Source organism: Salicola sp. AFF1, assembly GCF_056783195.1.
In genome coordinates this window covers 21765-38404 of sequence record NZ_JBXAYL010000026.1, presented here as the reverse complement: position 1 = coordinate 38404, position 16640 = coordinate 21765, and the positions used below count along the sequence as shown (strand labels likewise).

Annotated in this window: 13 protein-coding genes and 1 pseudogene; 4 read left to right on the top strand and 10 right to left on the bottom strand. The window is 57.8% G+C overall.

Annotated features, from left to right (window positions below):
* Positions 1–1213: 1213 nt before the first annotated feature.
* On the bottom strand, positions 1214–1450 hold the full coding sequence (locus AC1RQI_RS14295; protein ID WP_481905318.1) for a hypothetical protein: 237 nt from the start codon (positions 1448–1450) through the stop codon (positions 1214–1216).
* 532 nt (positions 1451–1982) lie between these two features.
* Between AC1RQI_RS14295 and AC1RQI_RS14290 the strand changes: the two are divergent.
* A pseudogene (locus tag AC1RQI_RS14290) lies at positions 1983–2144 on the top strand (IS30 family transposase); the annotation flags it as partial.
* Positions 2145–2215: 71 nt separating this feature from the next.
* On the opposite strand, the gene AC1RQI_RS14285 reads toward AC1RQI_RS14290, so the two are convergent.
* Both AC1RQI_RS14285 and AC1RQI_RS14280 read right to left on the bottom strand, forming a co-directional pair.
* On the bottom strand, positions 2216–2572 hold the full coding sequence (locus AC1RQI_RS14285; protein ID WP_481905317.1) for a hypothetical protein: 357 nt from the start codon (positions 2570–2572) through the stop codon (positions 2216–2218).
* 65 nt (positions 2573–2637) lie between these two features.
* Positions 2638–2844, bottom strand: coding sequence for a hypothetical protein (locus AC1RQI_RS14280; protein WP_481905316.1), 207 nt, complete (start codon positions 2842–2844; stop codon positions 2638–2640).
* A 293-nt stretch (positions 2845–3137) separates the two neighbouring features.
* Between AC1RQI_RS14280 and AC1RQI_RS14275 the strand changes: the two genes are divergently transcribed.
* Entirely contained in the window at positions 3138–3422 is a 285-nt protein-coding gene (locus AC1RQI_RS14275; protein ID WP_481905315.1) for a hypothetical protein, read from the top strand.
* Positions 3423–3487: 65 nt separating this feature from the next.
* Entirely contained in the window at positions 3488–6241 is a 2754-nt protein-coding gene (locus AC1RQI_RS14270; RefSeq protein ID WP_481905314.1) for an insulinase family protein, read from the top strand.
* Positions 6242–6258: 17 nt separating this feature from the next.
* Here the strand turns inward: AC1RQI_RS14270 and AC1RQI_RS14265 are convergent, their stop codons facing one another.
* The 7 genes from AC1RQI_RS14265 to AC1RQI_RS14235 all read right to left on the bottom strand — a co-directional run bounded on the left by AC1RQI_RS14265 (position 6259) and on the right by AC1RQI_RS14235 (position 14442).
* Positions 6259–7488 (bottom strand): DUF445 domain-containing protein, encoded by a 1230-nt coding sequence (locus AC1RQI_RS14265; protein WP_481905313.1) that lies wholly within the window; start codon positions 7486–7488, stop codon positions 6259–6261.
* The gene (locus AC1RQI_RS14260) at positions 7485–8234 is read right to left on the bottom strand and encodes a 16S rRNA (uracil(1498)-N(3))-methyltransferase (RefSeq protein WP_481905312.1); all 750 of its coding nucleotides are present in this window, start codon (positions 8232–8234) and stop codon (positions 7485–7487) included. The genes AC1RQI_RS14265 and AC1RQI_RS14260 overlap by 4 nt, the downstream gene beginning before the upstream one ends.
* A gap of 5 nt (positions 8235–8239) precedes the next feature.
* A complete protein-coding gene (locus AC1RQI_RS14255) occupies positions 8240–9592 on the bottom strand; it encodes an adenosylmethionine--8-amino-7-oxononanoate transaminase (RefSeq protein WP_481905311.1) in 1353 nt (450 codons plus the stop codon).
* Positions 9593–9764: 172 nt separating this feature from the next.
* Positions 9765–10646, bottom strand: coding sequence for a methylenetetrahydrofolate reductase [NAD(P)H] (gene metF / locus AC1RQI_RS14250; RefSeq protein ID WP_416635473.1), 882 nt, complete (start codon positions 10644–10646; stop codon positions 9765–9767).
* A 100-nt stretch (positions 10647–10746) separates the two neighbouring features.
* Positions 10747–12132 carry an adenosylhomocysteinase gene (gene ahcY / locus AC1RQI_RS14245; protein ID WP_481905310.1) on the bottom strand — a complete coding sequence of 462 codons (1386 nt, stop codon included), beginning with the start codon at positions 12130–12132 and terminating at the stop codon, positions 10747–10749.
* A 78-nt stretch (positions 12133–12210) separates the two neighbouring features.
* Positions 12211–13401 carry a methionine adenosyltransferase gene (gene metK, locus AC1RQI_RS14240; RefSeq protein WP_481905309.1) on the bottom strand — a complete coding sequence of 397 codons (1191 nt, stop codon included), beginning with the start codon at positions 13399–13401 and terminating at the stop codon, positions 12211–12213.
* A 48-nt stretch (positions 13402–13449) separates the two neighbouring features.
* Positions 13450–14442, bottom strand: coding sequence for an ArsR/SmtB family transcription factor (locus tag AC1RQI_RS14235; RefSeq protein WP_416635467.1), 993 nt, complete (start codon positions 14440–14442; stop codon positions 13450–13452).
* A gap of 180 nt (positions 14443–14622) precedes the next feature.
* Between AC1RQI_RS14235 and tkt the strand changes: the two genes are divergently transcribed.
* Entirely contained in the window at positions 14623–16629 is a 2007-nt protein-coding gene (tkt, locus tag AC1RQI_RS14230) for a transketolase (RefSeq protein WP_481905308.1), read from the top strand.
* Positions 16630–16640: the final 11 nt, after the last annotated feature.

The following is a 16640-nucleotide window of genomic DNA, read 5'->3' as shown; positions in this document are numbered from 1 at the left end:
TGATCTTGGCGGAGATCAACCAACAGGATACGCCACCTCTTCAGCCTGCTTCCATACACCAGAAATCACCATAACTCAGCCTGCTTTCATACACCAGAAACCACCATAACTCTCCAATGGAACAAAAGTGCCGAATCCATTGTGACTTCCTTGGAGCGCGCAATTCTCAGTGCTGTCAACCAGGAATGTCGCTAAAGGAATTACCCGGACAGAACACTAGTCAAGCCACAGAGAACCCCCAAGCCCAATAGCCGGAGCCGATGATAAAACGGGTTTATGTGTTTTTTTGAGGCTCGCGAATTTCTGTGAATGTATTCGTTGTTCGGAGTATAGATAAGATTTGATTTGTTATCTTGGTCTGTACTATGGTTTGCATAATAAGAGCGGTTGTCATCAATGAAATAAAAAAAGGCTGAGGGTCTGCGTATTTTCTGATTTTGTATCAAGTATGCTAAATATAGTTAATGATAATATAATCAATAGGGATAAGTGTATAGCAATGAATGATTTTAGTTTGGTGTTGAGAGAATTTAGCTTTGAATAAAAGGTGTTTTTGTTTTGCATATTAAATAATTGGTGTAGAGTTTCGGAAATAAGAGTGCCGGTTTGATTCAGAGATCCAACTTCCTTGACAGACACCGCCATTAATGTGTCCCAATATAATACATTGCACCGGCGATTGGTAGACCGAATGCAGCGGTTGTTGGCGTTCTTGCCGAGGTGCTTGCCACCGCTATTGCTTCTGTAGTTCACTGGCTTGCTGTGAAGGCTCCACAAACGGCTTCAACTTCGTGCGTGCTAAGTTCACGCATTTGTCTTCTCCTTTTAGTCAATAGGAGGTTGATTGTACAAACTACTTCCGTGTTGCCCCTGACCGTCATCCGGAACCTGAAAAATAAAAAGCGTAGATGGCTAGTGATGTAAATAAAGGGAAATAAACAATCACAAATAATGGCGCTAGTTTTCGTTTTTTTTGTTTTTTATCTGGCTCTTTAAGTATTCGTATTAGAAAAAATATAGCTATAAGTGTTAGTCCTGCAGATAAAAGGTTGTTTTACCCTATTATTATTTCAGGAAAATAGGTATTTTCTTTTAGGGTGGACCCGAAAATCCATAATCCGGGGATAATTAGAAAGCTTATTGTTGAGAATATATCTATTTTGGACATAGTAAAGGGCTGCATTCTTATTAGGAAATGCAGCTCCTATCAATATTAGTTATTCATTTCGTTTTTGATGTTCTCATGCGCACTGTTAAAGGCACTATTAATTGTGGCTGCTCCTCCTGTGATTAGAGCTGCGCCCCCGAGTACCTCTCCGACGCCACCGGTGGTGTAAGTATATCCTACACCGAGTATAATTTGCGATGCGCCACCGACCGCTAAAGCGGCGTCTTGCCACATACCACCGCCGCTCACAGCTTCAACTTCATGAATATTGAGTTCACGCATTTTTTCTCTCCTTTCAGTTCACTCTTTAAGGTCGTTAGATTGATCAAGCCAACTAATTCTGTGTTGTCCCTGACCGGTCATGGAGCAACGGTTTCAACCTATGAACCGTAATTACTTGCCTGCAATACTTGTCGCTTCAAAAATGTGACGTAGATCACAAAATGTGTGTAGTGGCTATCACTCAGTTGTAGCATGGTTCGGCTCTGGTCCAGGGTTTTTGGGCGGATGAATCAGCGGATGGCTTTCGATGGAGGTTAAGCCTTCCGCCATGCGCCGGCTCCACGCAGAGGTTAAGGAGAACGTTGGGATGCAAGTATACAGCGCCAGGGCAGGAGCACTCATTGCGAGCCTGGTTTTGATCACCTCTCCGGTGATGGCAGAGGACACGGAAGAGGCTGGCGATAGGTCAGTGGATGAGACGGAACACTCGAAGCCTGAATTCAGGCTGGTAGCTCGTGAACTTGTGCATCAGGTCATCCAGGAGCGGCTCCATGGAAATCAAACTGCATCAACAGGCCACAACCACGCCCCCGGTGTGGACTTCCGGAAGATTTCTGACAAAGCGCTTCGGGCAACCATAAAGCAACTGGATAACCGACCCCGGAAACGGCTCGGTTACCGCACACCGGCGGAGGTGTTCTGGGGCGAATACTCAGGAGCACTGGATACGGGTGGTGCTGCAGTTATTAGTTGAATCCAAGCTCGCAAGTTTACAGCAAAGAGATAACTCTTTCTTGAGACTTAATCAATCGGGGGGGCAGAGTTTTAGTTGCTTTGATTAATCATGCTTTTGGGTGAATTAATTTCATAGAATATTTCTGGTAGTGATATCATTATTTCACACCATTGAAGTAAAGAGACTGTTAGGTATATAGAAAACGGTAATATTGCAATATTTGCTGGCCATTCTGGGTCAAATCCAGAGATGTCTATAATTAGCATGGGGAGAGCAAAAGATGACAAAAAACTAAATGCCGGGGTTGCTAGAATTGGCCAAAAATATCTCTTATTTTTTTTTGAATATGTCTTTCTTTTAGCAGTATTTATAATCTCCCTTATCCGGTCATCGTTTTCGTTTTGTGCCTCACGAATGAAGTTTCGAACCATCTTTATTTGGTTCATTTTTTATAAACTCCCGCTTAAGTGGTTGCTACTGATTCAGCACCAGTAGCAACGATACTCTATTGTTAATCTCTTGTGGCGGCGTCGTATGCCCAAGCGCCTATCACGCCTTGAGTAAGACCAACCCCCGCTCCAACAATACCTCCTACTGGGCCACCAACTGTAAGCCCAATTCCGGCACTTGTCACAGTACTTGCGTAGGCAATCGAGAAGTCCATAAAGTCAAAGCCTCCTGATACCTGCTCAACCTCTTGCATATTAAGTTCAGGCATTTGTCTTCTCCTTTTCAGTCCTAAGTTGGTTGTACAAGCTACTTCCGTGTTGTCCCTGACCGGTCATGGAGCAACGGTTTCAATCTATGAACTGTAATTACTTGCCTGCAATACTTGTCGCTTCAAAAATGTGACGTAGATCACAAAATGTGTGTAGTGGCTATCACTGAGTTGTAGCATGGTTCGGCTCTGGTCCAGGGTTTTTGGGTGGATGAATCAGCGGAGGGCTGTCGATGGAGGTCAGGCCTTCCGCCATGCGCCGGCTCCACGCAGAGGTTAAGGAGAACGTTGGTATGCAAGTATACAGCGCCAGGGCAGGAGCACTCATCGCAAGCCTGCTTTTGATCACCTCCCCGGTGATGGCAGAGGACACGGAAGAGGCTGGCGATAGGTCAGTGGATGAGACAGAGCACTCGAAGAACCCGCCCCATGAGCTCAGAAGGACGTCTGAAGAAAGGCCGAAAGGGCCCGCCCAGGAAGAAAGTCCCCGCCACCGTATTGATGAGCATCTGCGGAACCAGGAACGTCTGGAGGTTCAGCCGGTGGAAATTCCCGAGAACCTTAAAGAAGACCAGTAACGGTTGAGAGCCTGGATCTCTGGATTGAAACGTTGAATCAACCACCCGTGTAAAGGGAGTTTACGATGACGATGAGACAGTTTTTTGCTGCCGCCTCGCTCGCATGCACGCTTGCATGGCCGGTCCATGGTGAGGTTATCACCCCGCATTCGGACGAGCGCGACCATGCCAGCTTTGAGCTGGAGAATGGGCTGACCGTGATGGTGGTGTCCGATCCCGGGGCCGAGACAGCCGCCGCCGCGATGTCGGTGGGCGTGGGCAGTGATGACGATCCGGATCAGGTCCCGGGGCTGGCCCATCTTTTGGAACACATGGTGTTTTCCGGGTCGGAGGCCTATCCCGAAAGGGGCGGGTTCAGTGACTTCATCAACCGTCAGGGAGGGCGTTACAACGGCTATACCGCTTCGGATCACAGTTCCTTTTTCTTTGAGGTTCAGCCGGATGCGCTGGACAAGGCGCTGAAGCGGTTTTCCGATTTCCTGGCCCAGCCCACTCTGGACCGGGAGGACGTTGACCGGGAAATCCAGATTGTCCAGCACGAATATGATGGCCAGAAGAACCAGCAGGGCTGGCAGGAGCTGTCGGTCTTCCGGAAGGTTGTGAATCCGGCCCACCCGTTTTCACGGTTCAACATGGGCAATCGCGCCAGCTTTGAGGGGGTGGCACGGGATACGCTCATGAAAGAACTCAAAGCGCTCTTTGAGGCGCATTACCGTGCCGGGGATATGAAGCTTGTGGTGCAGGGGGCTGAACCGGTTGCGGGACTGCGCAAGCGGGTCAAGGCCCACTTCAGTGACCTCCCCGAGGGCAGTGCGCCGGACTCCGACCTTCCGCCATTGCTGCCCTCGGATGAGCTCCCGCGTTGGGTGCGGGTTGGTGGTGACGGGTCGGACCCGCGCATGGTGTTGTCCTTTCCGGTGGCGCCGCCTCATAAGGCGCACCGGGTCTTACCCTATGGCTATATTGGTGAGCTGATCACCAGCAAACAGGCGGGCCGTCTGCGGGAAGCGTTAAGGGAGCGTGGCTGGATCAGTGACCTGGGGGCCTCCCATCGCGTGAACGCAGGGCAGTACGCAACCTTTGATATCACGCTTCTGCTGACGGATGAAGGAGTGGCCAACCGGAAGGCGGTTACCGGTATGGTCCATGATTACCTGGGTCGTATGCGGGAAGATGGGGTCAGTGAGCCGCTTTATCGGGATCAGCAGCGTTCGGTCCGGGAGGCGTTCCACAATGCCGAACAGCCGCCCGCCATGCATTACGTATCGCGTTTGGCGAGCAACCTGCAGCGTTATGAGCCTGAAAGGGTTCTTTCCGGGCCATCGCTCATGCAGGAATACGATGAAGCTGTGATCCGGGAGGCCCTGGATCAGCTCCGACCAGCCAATATGGTCGTGACTTCCTATATCCCTGACACGTCCTGGGAGCAGGAGGATGCCTATTCCGGCGCTACCTTTGAGACCCGAACGCCAACCACCGAGAAGCTGGAGCAGTGGCTGGCGCTTGAGGCGGCGCCCGATTTCCGGCTCCAGACCACCGAGAACCCCTATATCCAGGAGGAACACCCTCTTGTTGATCGCAACCTGGATCAGGAGCAACCCAGCGAACTGGCGATGACGGCAGACCGGGAAGGCTTTGACGTCTGGTTCCTTCAGGATCAGCAATTCGAAAGCCCCAAGGGGGCGCTCTACATGGCGCTGGATCACCCGGTTGCCTATGAGGCAGAGCATGGTCCGGTTACCGCTGGGGTCTATTCGATGGTGCTCAACGAGGCCTTGAAGCCGTTGATCCAGAAGGGCGACAAGGCCGGACTGTCGGTTACGGCGATGCGGACCAATCACGGAGTTGGGTTCCGCATTTACGGGTTTACCGGCAAACAGAAGGCCTTTGTTTCGGATGTACTGGAGAGGGTCCGCAATGTAACCGTGACCCAGGAGCTTCTGGATAAGGCAATGGCGGGATTCGAGCAGCAGGTGAACCAGTACCGGAACTTCCAGCCGTTCCAGAAGCTGGTGGTGTCGCTCAGGGCGGAGGCTCATCCCAGACAATCCCGGCCCGATCGCGAGCTCACCGCTGCTGAGTCAGTGACGGTTGATCAGCTTAAGGACTTTCATGAGCAGCTCTGGGATCGCCCGTCCGTCGAGGCCCTGATGCACGGCAACTATGACCGTGACTCGGCCCGGGCCATGGCGAGGGTTCTGTCGGAGGGGATTGGTGGTCCGTTTGAGACCATGCCCAACAAGGCGGAACGGCTGGGAGACGCGGCTATTCCCCGGGAGAAAGCCGAAGCCATTCCCGGGGACAACACGGCGGCGGTCTATTACGCGCGCCAGCCGCTGGAGGTGGAGCATTCGGCCGAGCTGGCGATGCTTGCGCACATGCTGAATCAGCACCTGTTTTCAGCGGTCAGGGACAAGCAGCCCATGGGGTATGTGGCGTTTGCAACCCCGACGGAAGATTACCGCAGCCATGGCCCAGTGTTTGGCATCCAGGCACCGGGCGCGTCGCCCAAGGCGGTTCGCAAGCGGCTGGATTCAGAAGTTGAGCGGTTTGTCTCGAACCTGGAAGGGATGTCGGAGTCCGATTTCGATGTCTTTCGGGACGGCCTGCTCAGTAAGCTTCAGAAGCCCCAGGAACGGCTGCGCAGCTACAGCCATTATTGGTGGAAGGACATCCGGCGTTTTGGCAAGCCGGTGGATGAACTGGGCCAGGCAACGCAACAGCTGAAGGCCTTGAGTGCGGATGAACTCGCCAGCTTTGCCCGCAAGCTTCTGCTGGATGAGGAGGCGAGGGTGCTGGTGCGGGCCACCGGCGCTTGAGCCGCAAAGCGGGGCGACTAGAACATCGTCGCCCCGAAGATGAAGGTCAGCTGCGCCAGTCCAGCCAGGCAACCAAGGGCGGCGCCGGCGGCAATGAGCTTGATCTCATCCTCCTGGAAACAGGGCCGGAGGAGTTTCTGGAACTCTTCGGGAGAGAGTTCGACCATGCGCCGGCGCATGATGTCCTCAACGGCGCTGGCGCGGTCGTTTTCGAACATGGGGTCGTCAAAGGTTTCTTCGGCGATCTCGATGGACAGGTCCCCCACGCGCTGTTTGAGGCTGGCGAAAGACGTAGGGCCGAAGGCCACCTGAGTGAAGGCTTTGGCCATGCCGGCGGTTTCGTCCACCAGTTTTTTCATGTGCTTGCGCACCAGGTTCTGGGCGCGGTCTGCCTTGGGCCCATTAAGGATGGCGTCCACCAGGTTGCCGACGGTCAGGATTTCGTGGGTGACGATGTGGCAGAAGGACTCGGCTACCTCTGGCTGGCGGCGCAGGAATTGTCCTTGCAGCCGAATGGGGCCGATCCGGACCGGGTAGAGCGGGCGGAAGATGAAGTTGAGCGCGATCCAGTTGGTGGCCCAGCCTACGATCAGCCCGAATAAGGGCAGTATCCAGCCGGCCTGGAAGTAGTACCACACCACCATCTGGATAAGCCCGAAGGCGAAGCCGAAGTAGAGCCCGGAGTTGATGATGAAACGGAATTCTTTCTTGCCGCATTCCAGGAAGATGCGGTTGAGCAGGGAGCGGTCCTCGCCCAGCTGGGTGACGACCATGTTCTGGATGTCGAGCAGGTCCTCGGCGTTGGCCGAGAAGTCATCGACCAGGTTATCCACCAGCTCCGGGGAACGGTCGCGGACGCGCTGGTACACTTTTTCGCGAGCCTTCTGCGGCAGGTTCTCCCAGAAGGTGGGGTGTTCAGCGAGCATGATTTCGTCCACGTATTCCTCGGTACGCGGAACCGTATGATCCACGATGTACTGGGTCAGGACCCTGGGATCAATGTATTCGAAAATCTCCTGGACGGTGCCGATCTTGGCAATGGTCGAGTCCACGGCGATGCGCGCCATCTTTTCAGCCTTGGAGGGGATGATGCCCTGCCAGCCGAGGAAGGGGCGGATGCCGACGAACTCCCTGGGGTAGAAGGTGAGCTTGATGGCCATCCAGTTGGTGACCCAGCCGATGAGCGCGGCAATTACCGGGATGCTCAGGTATTTCCAGAATTCCGTGTAGGTGAACAGTTCCGTCATTCAGCCGTTTCCTTGCTGGCGGATTGAAAGTCGCCCCAGAGCCACTGGCACAGCCCAATGGCCGCCACCGGTGCGGTTTCGGTGCGCAGTACCCGCGGGCCCAGCGCCAGGGGGGCGAAGCCGGCATTCAAGGCACTTGTGAGTTCATCATCATTGAGCCCGCCTTCCGGGCCAATAAGCAGGGCAACCGAGGCCGGCTTGATGGCCTGGGTGCTCGGGGGCTGGCCTTCATGGTGGAGGACCAGTGCAACCTCTTCGTCGCGATCCGTGAGCCAGTCCCCCAGCTTCATGGGAGACTGGATGGTGGGTATGCGGGCCCGGCCACATTGTTCCGCGGCACTGATCGCCACCTGCTGCCAGTTCCTCAGGCGCTTGCGTTCACGCTCCGGGTTCAGCCGCACCTCGCAGCGGGCGCTGTCCAGTGGCTGGATGGTTGTCGCGCCCATTTCCGTGGCTTTCTGGATGGCATAGTCCATGCGGTCCCCGCGCGAGATGACCTGCCCCAGTGTAATGGCCAGTGGTGACTCGGTGCCCGGATCATAGGGTGTCTCAATCCGGAGCGTAAGCCGTTTCCGGCCGGCTTCCAGAATCTCGGCCGGGTAGTCCAGGCCATCGCCGTTGAACACCACCATGCGATCGCCCGCTGTCAGGCGCAGAACGGTGCCGGCATGATGGGCGGCGTTGCCTTCCAGGGTGTGTTCCCCGGGGCACAGCGGCTCTGGGGTGTGGATGCGTGGGATGCGCATGGCCGTCAGTCCCTGGTGGCCTTGTCGATGCCCTCGGTGGCGACCGTGGCCAGGTGCCGGATCTCGTCCTCGTTGATCACGTACGGCGGCATGAAGTAGGTGACGTTGCCCAGCGGCCGCAACAGCGCTTCACGGGTGATCGAGTGTTGGTAAACGCGCAGCCCGCGGCGCTCCTGCCAGGGGAAAGGCTCCATGGTCGACTTGTCCTTGACCAGCTCCATTGCCAGGATCATGCCGTGCTGGCGGATATCGCCCACATGGGGGTGGTCGCGCAGGTGTTCCACGCTCTCACCCATGATGCGCGCCTTCTCCCGGTTGGTTTCGATGACGTTGTCGTCCCGGAAGATGTCGAGCGTGGCCCGCGCCACGGCGCAGCCGATGGGATTACCGGTGTAACTGTGGGAATGCAGGAACGCCTTCATCGTCTCGAAGTCGTCGTAGAAGGCCTCGAAGACATCGTCCGTGGTCATGGTGATCGACAGCGGCAGGTAGCCGGCGGTCAGGCCCTTCGAAAGGCACATGAAATCCGGCGAGATGCCGGCCTGTTCGCAGGCGAAGAGAGTACCGGTACGACCAAAGCCCACCGCGATCTCGTCCGCGATCAGGTGGATGTTGTAGCGGTCACAGGCTTCACGCAGCTTCTTCAGGTAAACCGGGTCATACATGCGCATATGGCCGGCACACTGGACCAGCGGTTCAACGATGACGGCACAGACGTTGTCCGCATTCTCGGCCATCAGCTTTTCCATGTGCTCGAACTGGCGCAGCGCGTAGTCTTCCCAGCTTTCTCCCTTCTCGCGGTAGAAGGCGTCTGGCGCCGGCGCCGTGAGCATTTCCATCAGCAGCGGTTCATAGGTTTCGCGGTACAGGCCCACGTCGCTCAGAGCCAGCGCGCCCAGGGTCTCGCCGTGGTAGCTGTTGGAGAGGTTGATGAAGTTCTTTTTCGCTGGCTTTCCGGTGTTGCGGAAATAGTGGTAGCTCATCTTGAGCGCCACCTCGATCGCCGAGGACCCGTTGTCCGCGTAGAAGCAGCGGTTGAGGCCTTCGGGCGTCACGTCGATCAGCCGCTCGGAGAGGTCGATGACCGGCTCATGGGTGAAGCCGGCGAGCATGGCATGCTCAAGCTGCTGGGTTTGTTGGTTGATGGCCTCGTTAATGCGTGGGTTCGCGTGGCCGAACAGGTTGACCCACCAGGAACTGACCGCATCGATGTAGCGGTTGCCGTCAAAGTCGTAGAGCCAGACACCTTCACCGCGCTTGAACGGGATGAGTGGCAGGGTCTCGTGGTCCTTCATCTGCGTGCAGGGGTGCCAGACGGCTTTCAGGTCACGCTCGATCATCTCGCGGTTGGATGTCACGGCTGCCTCCCGTTGAGTCGTTTATAAAAGCATCAATGGAGGGGTGATGATACGGGCCGGGGGCCGGGCATGGAAGGGCTGTAATGACGGGGGGTAATGGGAGAGGAGCAAGCCCGGCTCGCGATGATCTGTGATCGCTTGCGAGGCAAGCTCCTGCCGCAGAACGCGGTGTTCAGAATGCGATCTTTTCCTGAACCTCTTCATCGAGGCCAAGGTTTTTCCAGATGCGCATGCTGGGATCCGCCTGATTCAGGGTATAGAAGTGCAGGCCCGGAGCGCCGGCGTCGAGCAGCTGCTCACACATACGTGTGACCACTTCCTCGCCGAACTGCTTGATGGACTCGGTGTCGTCGCCGAAGGCTTCCATCTGCTTGCGAATCCAGCGGGGCACGTCCGCGCCGCACATTTCACTGAACTGGCAGACCTTCTGGAAGTTCACAATCGGCATGATGCCGGGAACCACCGGGATGTCCACGCCCATTTTCTCCAGCCGGTCGATGAAGTGGAAATAGCTCTCGACGTTGAAGAAATACTGGGTGATGGCACTGTTGGCGCCGGCCTCAACCTTGCGCTTGAAGTTCATCAGATCCGCTTCGGCATTCGGAGCCTGCGGATGGAACTCCGGATAGGCGGCGACTTCCAGGGAGAAGTGGTCGCCACTGTGCTCACGGATGAACTCCACCAGCTCGTTGGCGTAGCGCAGCTCGCCATAGCCGGTGTTGCCCATGCCTGAGGGGATGTCGCCGCGAAGGGCCACAATCCGCTCCACACCGCCTTCCTTGTAGGTATCCAGCAACTCGGAAAGGATCGCCTTGTTGGCGCCGACGCACGACAGGTGCGGTGCGGTTGAGATGCCTTTCTGGTTGAGCTCGAGCACTGTGTTCTTGGTGCCTTCGCGGGTGGAGCCGCCGGCACCAAAGGTGACGGAGAAGAATTCGGGGTTAAGCGTTGCGAGCTTGTCGCGGGTTTGACGCAGAGTCTCAGCGCCTTTGTCGCTCTTCGGAGGGAAGAACTCAAAGCTGAAACGTCGCTTGAACTGCTTCTGGCTTTTCATGGTTCTGTTCCTTTCGGGCACCTGGCCCGATCATCACTGATTCAAAACCGGGAAACCGGGGCCTGAGGCCCCGGTACAAACCTGTACGGATCGTTCCCGATCAGTACTTGTAGGCTTCCGGCTTGAACGGACCGTTGACCGGAACGCCCACGTATTCGGACTGATCCTTGGTCATGCGGGTGATCACGCCACCGAAGCCTTCGACCATGTACTGGGCAACTTCTTCGTCCAGCGCCTTCGGCAGAACGCGGACATAGAGGTTGTCCTTCTTCTTGTCTTCCGGCAGATCGGCGAACTTGCGCTCGAACAGGTACATCTGGGCTGCCACCTGGTTGGCGAAGGAGCCGTCCATGATTCGCGAGGGGTGGCCAGTGGCGTTACCCAGGTTCACGAGGCGGCCTTCAGCCAGCAGGAAGAGGTGATCACCCGAGGCCTTGTCGCGATAGATCTTGTGGACCTGCGGCTTGATCTCGTCCCATTCCCAGTTCTCACGCATGTACGCGGTATCGATCTCGTTATCGAAGTGACCGATGTTGCACACGATGGCGCCGGATTTGACGTTGGCGAGCATGTGCTTGTCGCACACGTCCACGTTACCGGTAGTGGTGACGAGTACGTCAGTGTCCTGCAGCAGTTCCTTGTTCAGGCAGTCCGCGGTGCCCTTGTTCTCGCCGTTGATGTAGGGCGAAACCACTTCGAAGCCATCCATGCAGGCCTGCATGGCACAGATCGGGTCGATCTCGGTCACGCGCACGATCATGCCTTCCTGGCGCAGGGAGGCGGCGGAGCCCTTGCCTACGTCGCCATAGCCGATAACCAGCGCCCGCTTGCCGGACATCAGGTGGTCGAGTGAGCGCTTGAGCGCGTCGCTCAGGCTGTGGCGGCAGCCGTACTTGTTGTCGTTCTTGGACTTGGTGACGGAGTCGTTCACGTTGATCGCCGGCACCTTGAGGCTGCCTTCCTGGATCATGTGCTCCAGGCGGTGTACGCCGGTGGTGGTCTCTTCGGAGATGCCGTGAACGTTTTTCAGGATTTCCGGATATTTCTCGTGCAGCATCTCGGTCAGGTCACCGCCGTCGTCCAGAACCATGTTCGGTTCCCAGCCGTCCACGTCGGCGCCGATGGTGCGCTCGATGCACCACTCGTACTCTTCCTCGGTCTCACCCTTCCAGGCAAAAACCGGGATGCCACGGGCGGCCATGGCCGCAGCGGCCTGATCCTGGGTGGAGAAGATGTTGCAGGAAGACCAACGGACATTGGCGCCCAGTTCAACGAGCGTCTCGATCAGGACCGCGGTCTGTACGGTCATGTGGATGCAGCCCATGATGTTGGCGCCTTTCAGAGGCTGCTGGTCGCGATACTTTTCGCGCAGCTTGATCAGTGCCGGCATCTCGCTCTCGGCGATGGCGATTTCCTTGCGGCCCCAGCCGGCAAGGTCGATATCAGCGACTTTGTAGTCAGTAAAATTACTGTCCAAAGGTGCCATGGTAGTGCTCCTTAAAGAATTAATGAATCGTTCGGGAAGGGGCGGCCCGGGGGTGGGCCGCCGTGAGTTCCGGAGTGCTTATACGCCAGCTTCGGACTTCAGTTCTTCCGCCTTGTCCGTCTTCTCCCACGGGAAGGCGGTGAAGGTGTCGCCATTGACGGTTTCCTGGAACGGCTCGCGGCCGAAGTGCCCGTAGCCGGCGGTATGGCGATACATCGGGTGCAGCAGGTCCAGCTGCTTGGTCAGCGCATAGGGACGCAGGTCAAAGATCTTGCGGACCAGCTGCTCGATCTTGCGATCATCCAGCTTGCCTGTGCCGAAGGTGTTGATGGAGATCGACGTCGGCTCGGCAACGCCGATGGCGTAGGAGATCTGGATCTCGCACTTGTCGGCCAGGCCGGCAGCAACGACGTTCTTGGCAACGTAGCGGCCAGCGTAAGCTGCGCTGCGGTCAACCTTGGACGGGTCCTTACCGGAGAAGGCGCCGCCGCCGTGGCGAGCCATGCCACCGTAGGTGTCCACGATGATCTTACGACCGGTCAGACCCGCATCACCTACCGGACCACCGATTTCGAAGTTGCCGGTCGGGTTGATGTGGAACTTGGTGTCGTTGTGGATCAGGTTGGACGGGATAACGTCCTTGACGATCTCTTCCATGACCGCTTCACGCAGCTGCTCCAGGGAAACGTCGGGGCTGTGCTGTGTGGACAGGACCACGGCATCGATGCCGGAGACCTTGCCGTCTTCATAGCGGCAGCTGACCTGGCTCTTGGCGTCCGGACGCAGCCAGCTGAGCTTGTTGTCCTGCAGGAGCTCGGATTGACGCTCACACAGACGGTGCGCGTAGCACATCGGAGCCGGCATCAGGACGTCGGTCTCGTTGCAGGCGTAACCGAACATCAGGCCCTGGTCGCCAGCGCCCTGGTCTTCCGGCTTGGAGCGGTCAACGCCCTGAGCGATGTCAACGGACTGCTTGCCAACAACGTTGATGAAGGCGCAGGTGTTGCCGTCAAAGCCAACGTCGGAGTCGTTGTAGCCGATGTCGGTGATGGTCTTGCGCGCGACTTCTTCAAAGTCGATGTTGGTGTTGGTCGTGATCTCGCCAGCGATCAGGCACATGCCGGTCTTGACCACGGTTTCGCAGGCAACACGCGCGTAGGGGTCGTCCTGCAGGATGCGGTCGAGAATGGCATCGGATACGGCGTCGGACAGCTTGTCCGGATGGCCGGATGTAACCGATTCTGAAGTGAAGAGACTGTAGTCACTCATGCTTGCTTTCCTCCTTTCTGAAGGTGGTTAAAGGTCAAGAACAGGCCCTCAGCCCGTGAATTCCCTGACCTGGATCTGAAAACCGTTGCGCAGCCCGATGAACAGGGTCTCGCCCTGACTCAGGCCGGCATCCTGGGCCCAGCCCGTGAGCTCTTCCGGCTCAAAGCCCTGCCAGATGTCACCGCAGTTGTCCCTGACCCAGCTTTGTTCATGCCGGCAGAGTTCGCTGATCATCAGGCGGCCGCCGGGTTTCAGCAGCCGGGCACTGTCGCGGAAGATGTTCGCGGGGCTGGCCACGTGGTGAAGCACCATGTTGGCCACCACAAGATTGAACGTTTCCTGTTGTTCAATCACATCAGGACACTCTCCGTGCACCAGTTGCACATTGGAGAGGCCCTGCTGTTCGCAGTACTGCCCCGCGCGCTCAAGCATGGCCTGGACGTTGTCCACGGCCACGACGTCGCCGAAGCAGCTCGCCAGTATCGGCAGAAAGGGACCTTCCCCCGGCCCGATCTCCAGAGCATTACCGCTGCCGTCGCAGGGAAACCGCCGGTGGATCAATTCAGCCACCGGCTGGGCATAGCGCTGGTGATTGGCGATCAGCTCCTGCTGTTCCCGGAACCGCCGGGCGTAGCGTGCGAAAAAGACCTGTGACTGTTCCGAACGCTGACGCCTGATGCTGCGGATCCGCTCCAACAGTTCCTCGGTGAGCTGGATCTGGTCCACTGCCTCAAAGATCGAGCGCACCGCGGTGTAGCGCGGTTGGTCGCTGACCCGAAGCAGCGGCCGCCGGTAAAAGGTGGCGTTGCCTTCCCGCTGGGGTTCCAGCAGTCCGGCCTGGGTGAGCACCTTGAGATGGTGGCTCATGCCGGACTGACGCATGTTAAAGAGCCGGCACAGTTCCATGACCCCGAAGGTGTCGCGTTGCAGGACCCGCAGGATGTCCAGTCTCAGCGGGTCGCCAGCGGCCTTGTAAAGGCTGCCCAGCGTCTGAAGCGCTGTTTCGGTATCTGCGGATTTGACGTGTGCCGTTGAATTCATTGCCCCTACTCTACGGTCGGGTTTGAACGAAGGTCAACAGCTATATCAAAAAAAATTGATATAGAGGCCGGTATAAAGAGCGGCTGACATTTGCCCAATCGGGTGGCGATCGGTGAAAATACGCGGCTCTTGAAACGGCCCGGTGGGCCGTAGCCAATCAGTCAGTGGGAGATCAATCCGATGCCGTCGCGTAAAGACCTTGCCAATGCGGTACGCGCGCTCAGTATGGACGCCGTGCAGAAGGCGCAGTCCGGCCATCCCGGCGCGCCCATGGGGCTGGCCGACGTTGCCGAGGTTCTGTGGAACGACTATTTCCGGCACAACCCGGCCAATCCCGCCTGGCCGGACCGGGATCGATTCGTGCTCTCCAACGGCCATGGCTCCATGCTCCAGTACAGCCTGCTTCATCTGAGCGGGTATGACCTGGGCATCGAGGATCTGAAACAGTTCCGCCAGCTGCATTCACGTACGCCGGGTCATCCGGAATTTGGCTACACCCCGGGGGTTGAGACCACGACAGGCCCACTCGGTCAGGGCCTGGCGAACGCAGTGGGTATGGCGCTGGCGGAGAAAAACCTGGCGGCGCAGTTCAATCGCGCCGGTCATGAGATCGTGGACCACTACACCTGGTGCATCGTCGGCGACGGCTGCCTCATGGAGGGCATCTCCCACGAGGCGGCATCACTGGCGGGCACGCTGGGGCTGGGCAAGCTGATCGTGTTCTACGACGATAACGGGATCTCCATTGACGGTGATGTCAGCGGCTGGTTTACCGATGACACTGCCGGGCGTTTCGAATCCTATAACTGGCAAGTGATCCCGGGCGTGGACGGCCACGACCCGGAAGCGGTCAAGGGGGCCATTGAGCAAGCGCGTGGTAACAGCACCCAGCCGACCCTGATCTGTTGCCGGACCGTGATCGGGGCCGGCTCGCCTGGCAAGGCAGGCTCGGAGAGCAGCCACGGCGCGCCGCTGGGCGATGACGAGATCCAGGCGACCCGCGAGAATCTGGGCTGGACCCACGCGCCTTTTGAGGTACCGGATGAGCTGTATCAGGGCTGGGATGCCCGTGATGCCGGGGCGGCTGCCGAGAACGATTGGAATGAGCGCTTTGCGGCCTACGAAACGGCCTTCCCGGAACTGGGAGCCGAGCTCAAGCGCCGCCTCGCGGGGGAGCTGCCCTCCGACTTTGCCAGCAAGGCACAGGATTACATTCAGCAGTGCCAGGCCAATGGCGAGAACATGGCCACCCGCAAGGCCTCCCAGAAGACCCTTAATGCCTACGGGCCGGCATTGCCTGAGCTCGTGGGCGGGTCGGCGGACCTGGCCGGCTCCAACAATACCCTCTGGAGTGACTGCCAGGCGATCACCGCGGCCGACGGCAGTGGCAATTACGTGTACTACGGGGTGCGCGAATTCGCGATGACGGCCATCGGCAGCGGCATGGCCCTACACGGCGGTGTGATTCCCTATGTGGCGACCTTCCTGATCTTCATGGAGTACGCGCGCAATGCGACGCGCATGGCTGCGCTCATGAAGCAGCGCAATGTGCTGGTGTACACGCATGACTCCATTGGGCTGGGCGAGGATGGGCCGACCCACCAGCCGGTGGAGCAGCTGGCAACCCTGCGCCAGACGCCCAACATGAGCCTTTGGCGCCCCTGTGACACGGTTGAGACGGCGGTAGCCTGGAAAGCGGCACTTGAACGGACCGATGGCCCAACCGCGCTGGTGTTTACCCGCCAGGCGTTGGCGCACCAGCCGCGCGACGAACAGCAGGTGGCCGACATTGAACGTGGTGGCTACATCCTTTCCGACTCCGATGGCTTCCCCGAGATCATCCTGATCGCCACCGGCTCCGAGGTGGCGCTGGCCCAGGAGACGGCTACCCAGCTCCGCGCCCAGGGTCGCCAGGTGCGGGTGGTCTCCATGCCCAGCACCCAGGTTTTTGATGCCCAGCCGGCTGAATACCGCCAGAAGGTACTGCCCGCGGAGGTAACCTGCCGTGTGGCCGTGGAAGCTGGCGCTGCAGATTACTGGACCAAATACGTAGGCCTGGAAGGGCGGGTTCTGGGCATGACGACCTTTGGTGAGTCGGCTCCGGCGGGGCCGCTGTTTGAAGCCTTCGGCTTCACCGTGGACAACCTGCTGGCCATCAGCGAGACGCTGCTGGAAGACATGGCGTGAACGGAGGGCGA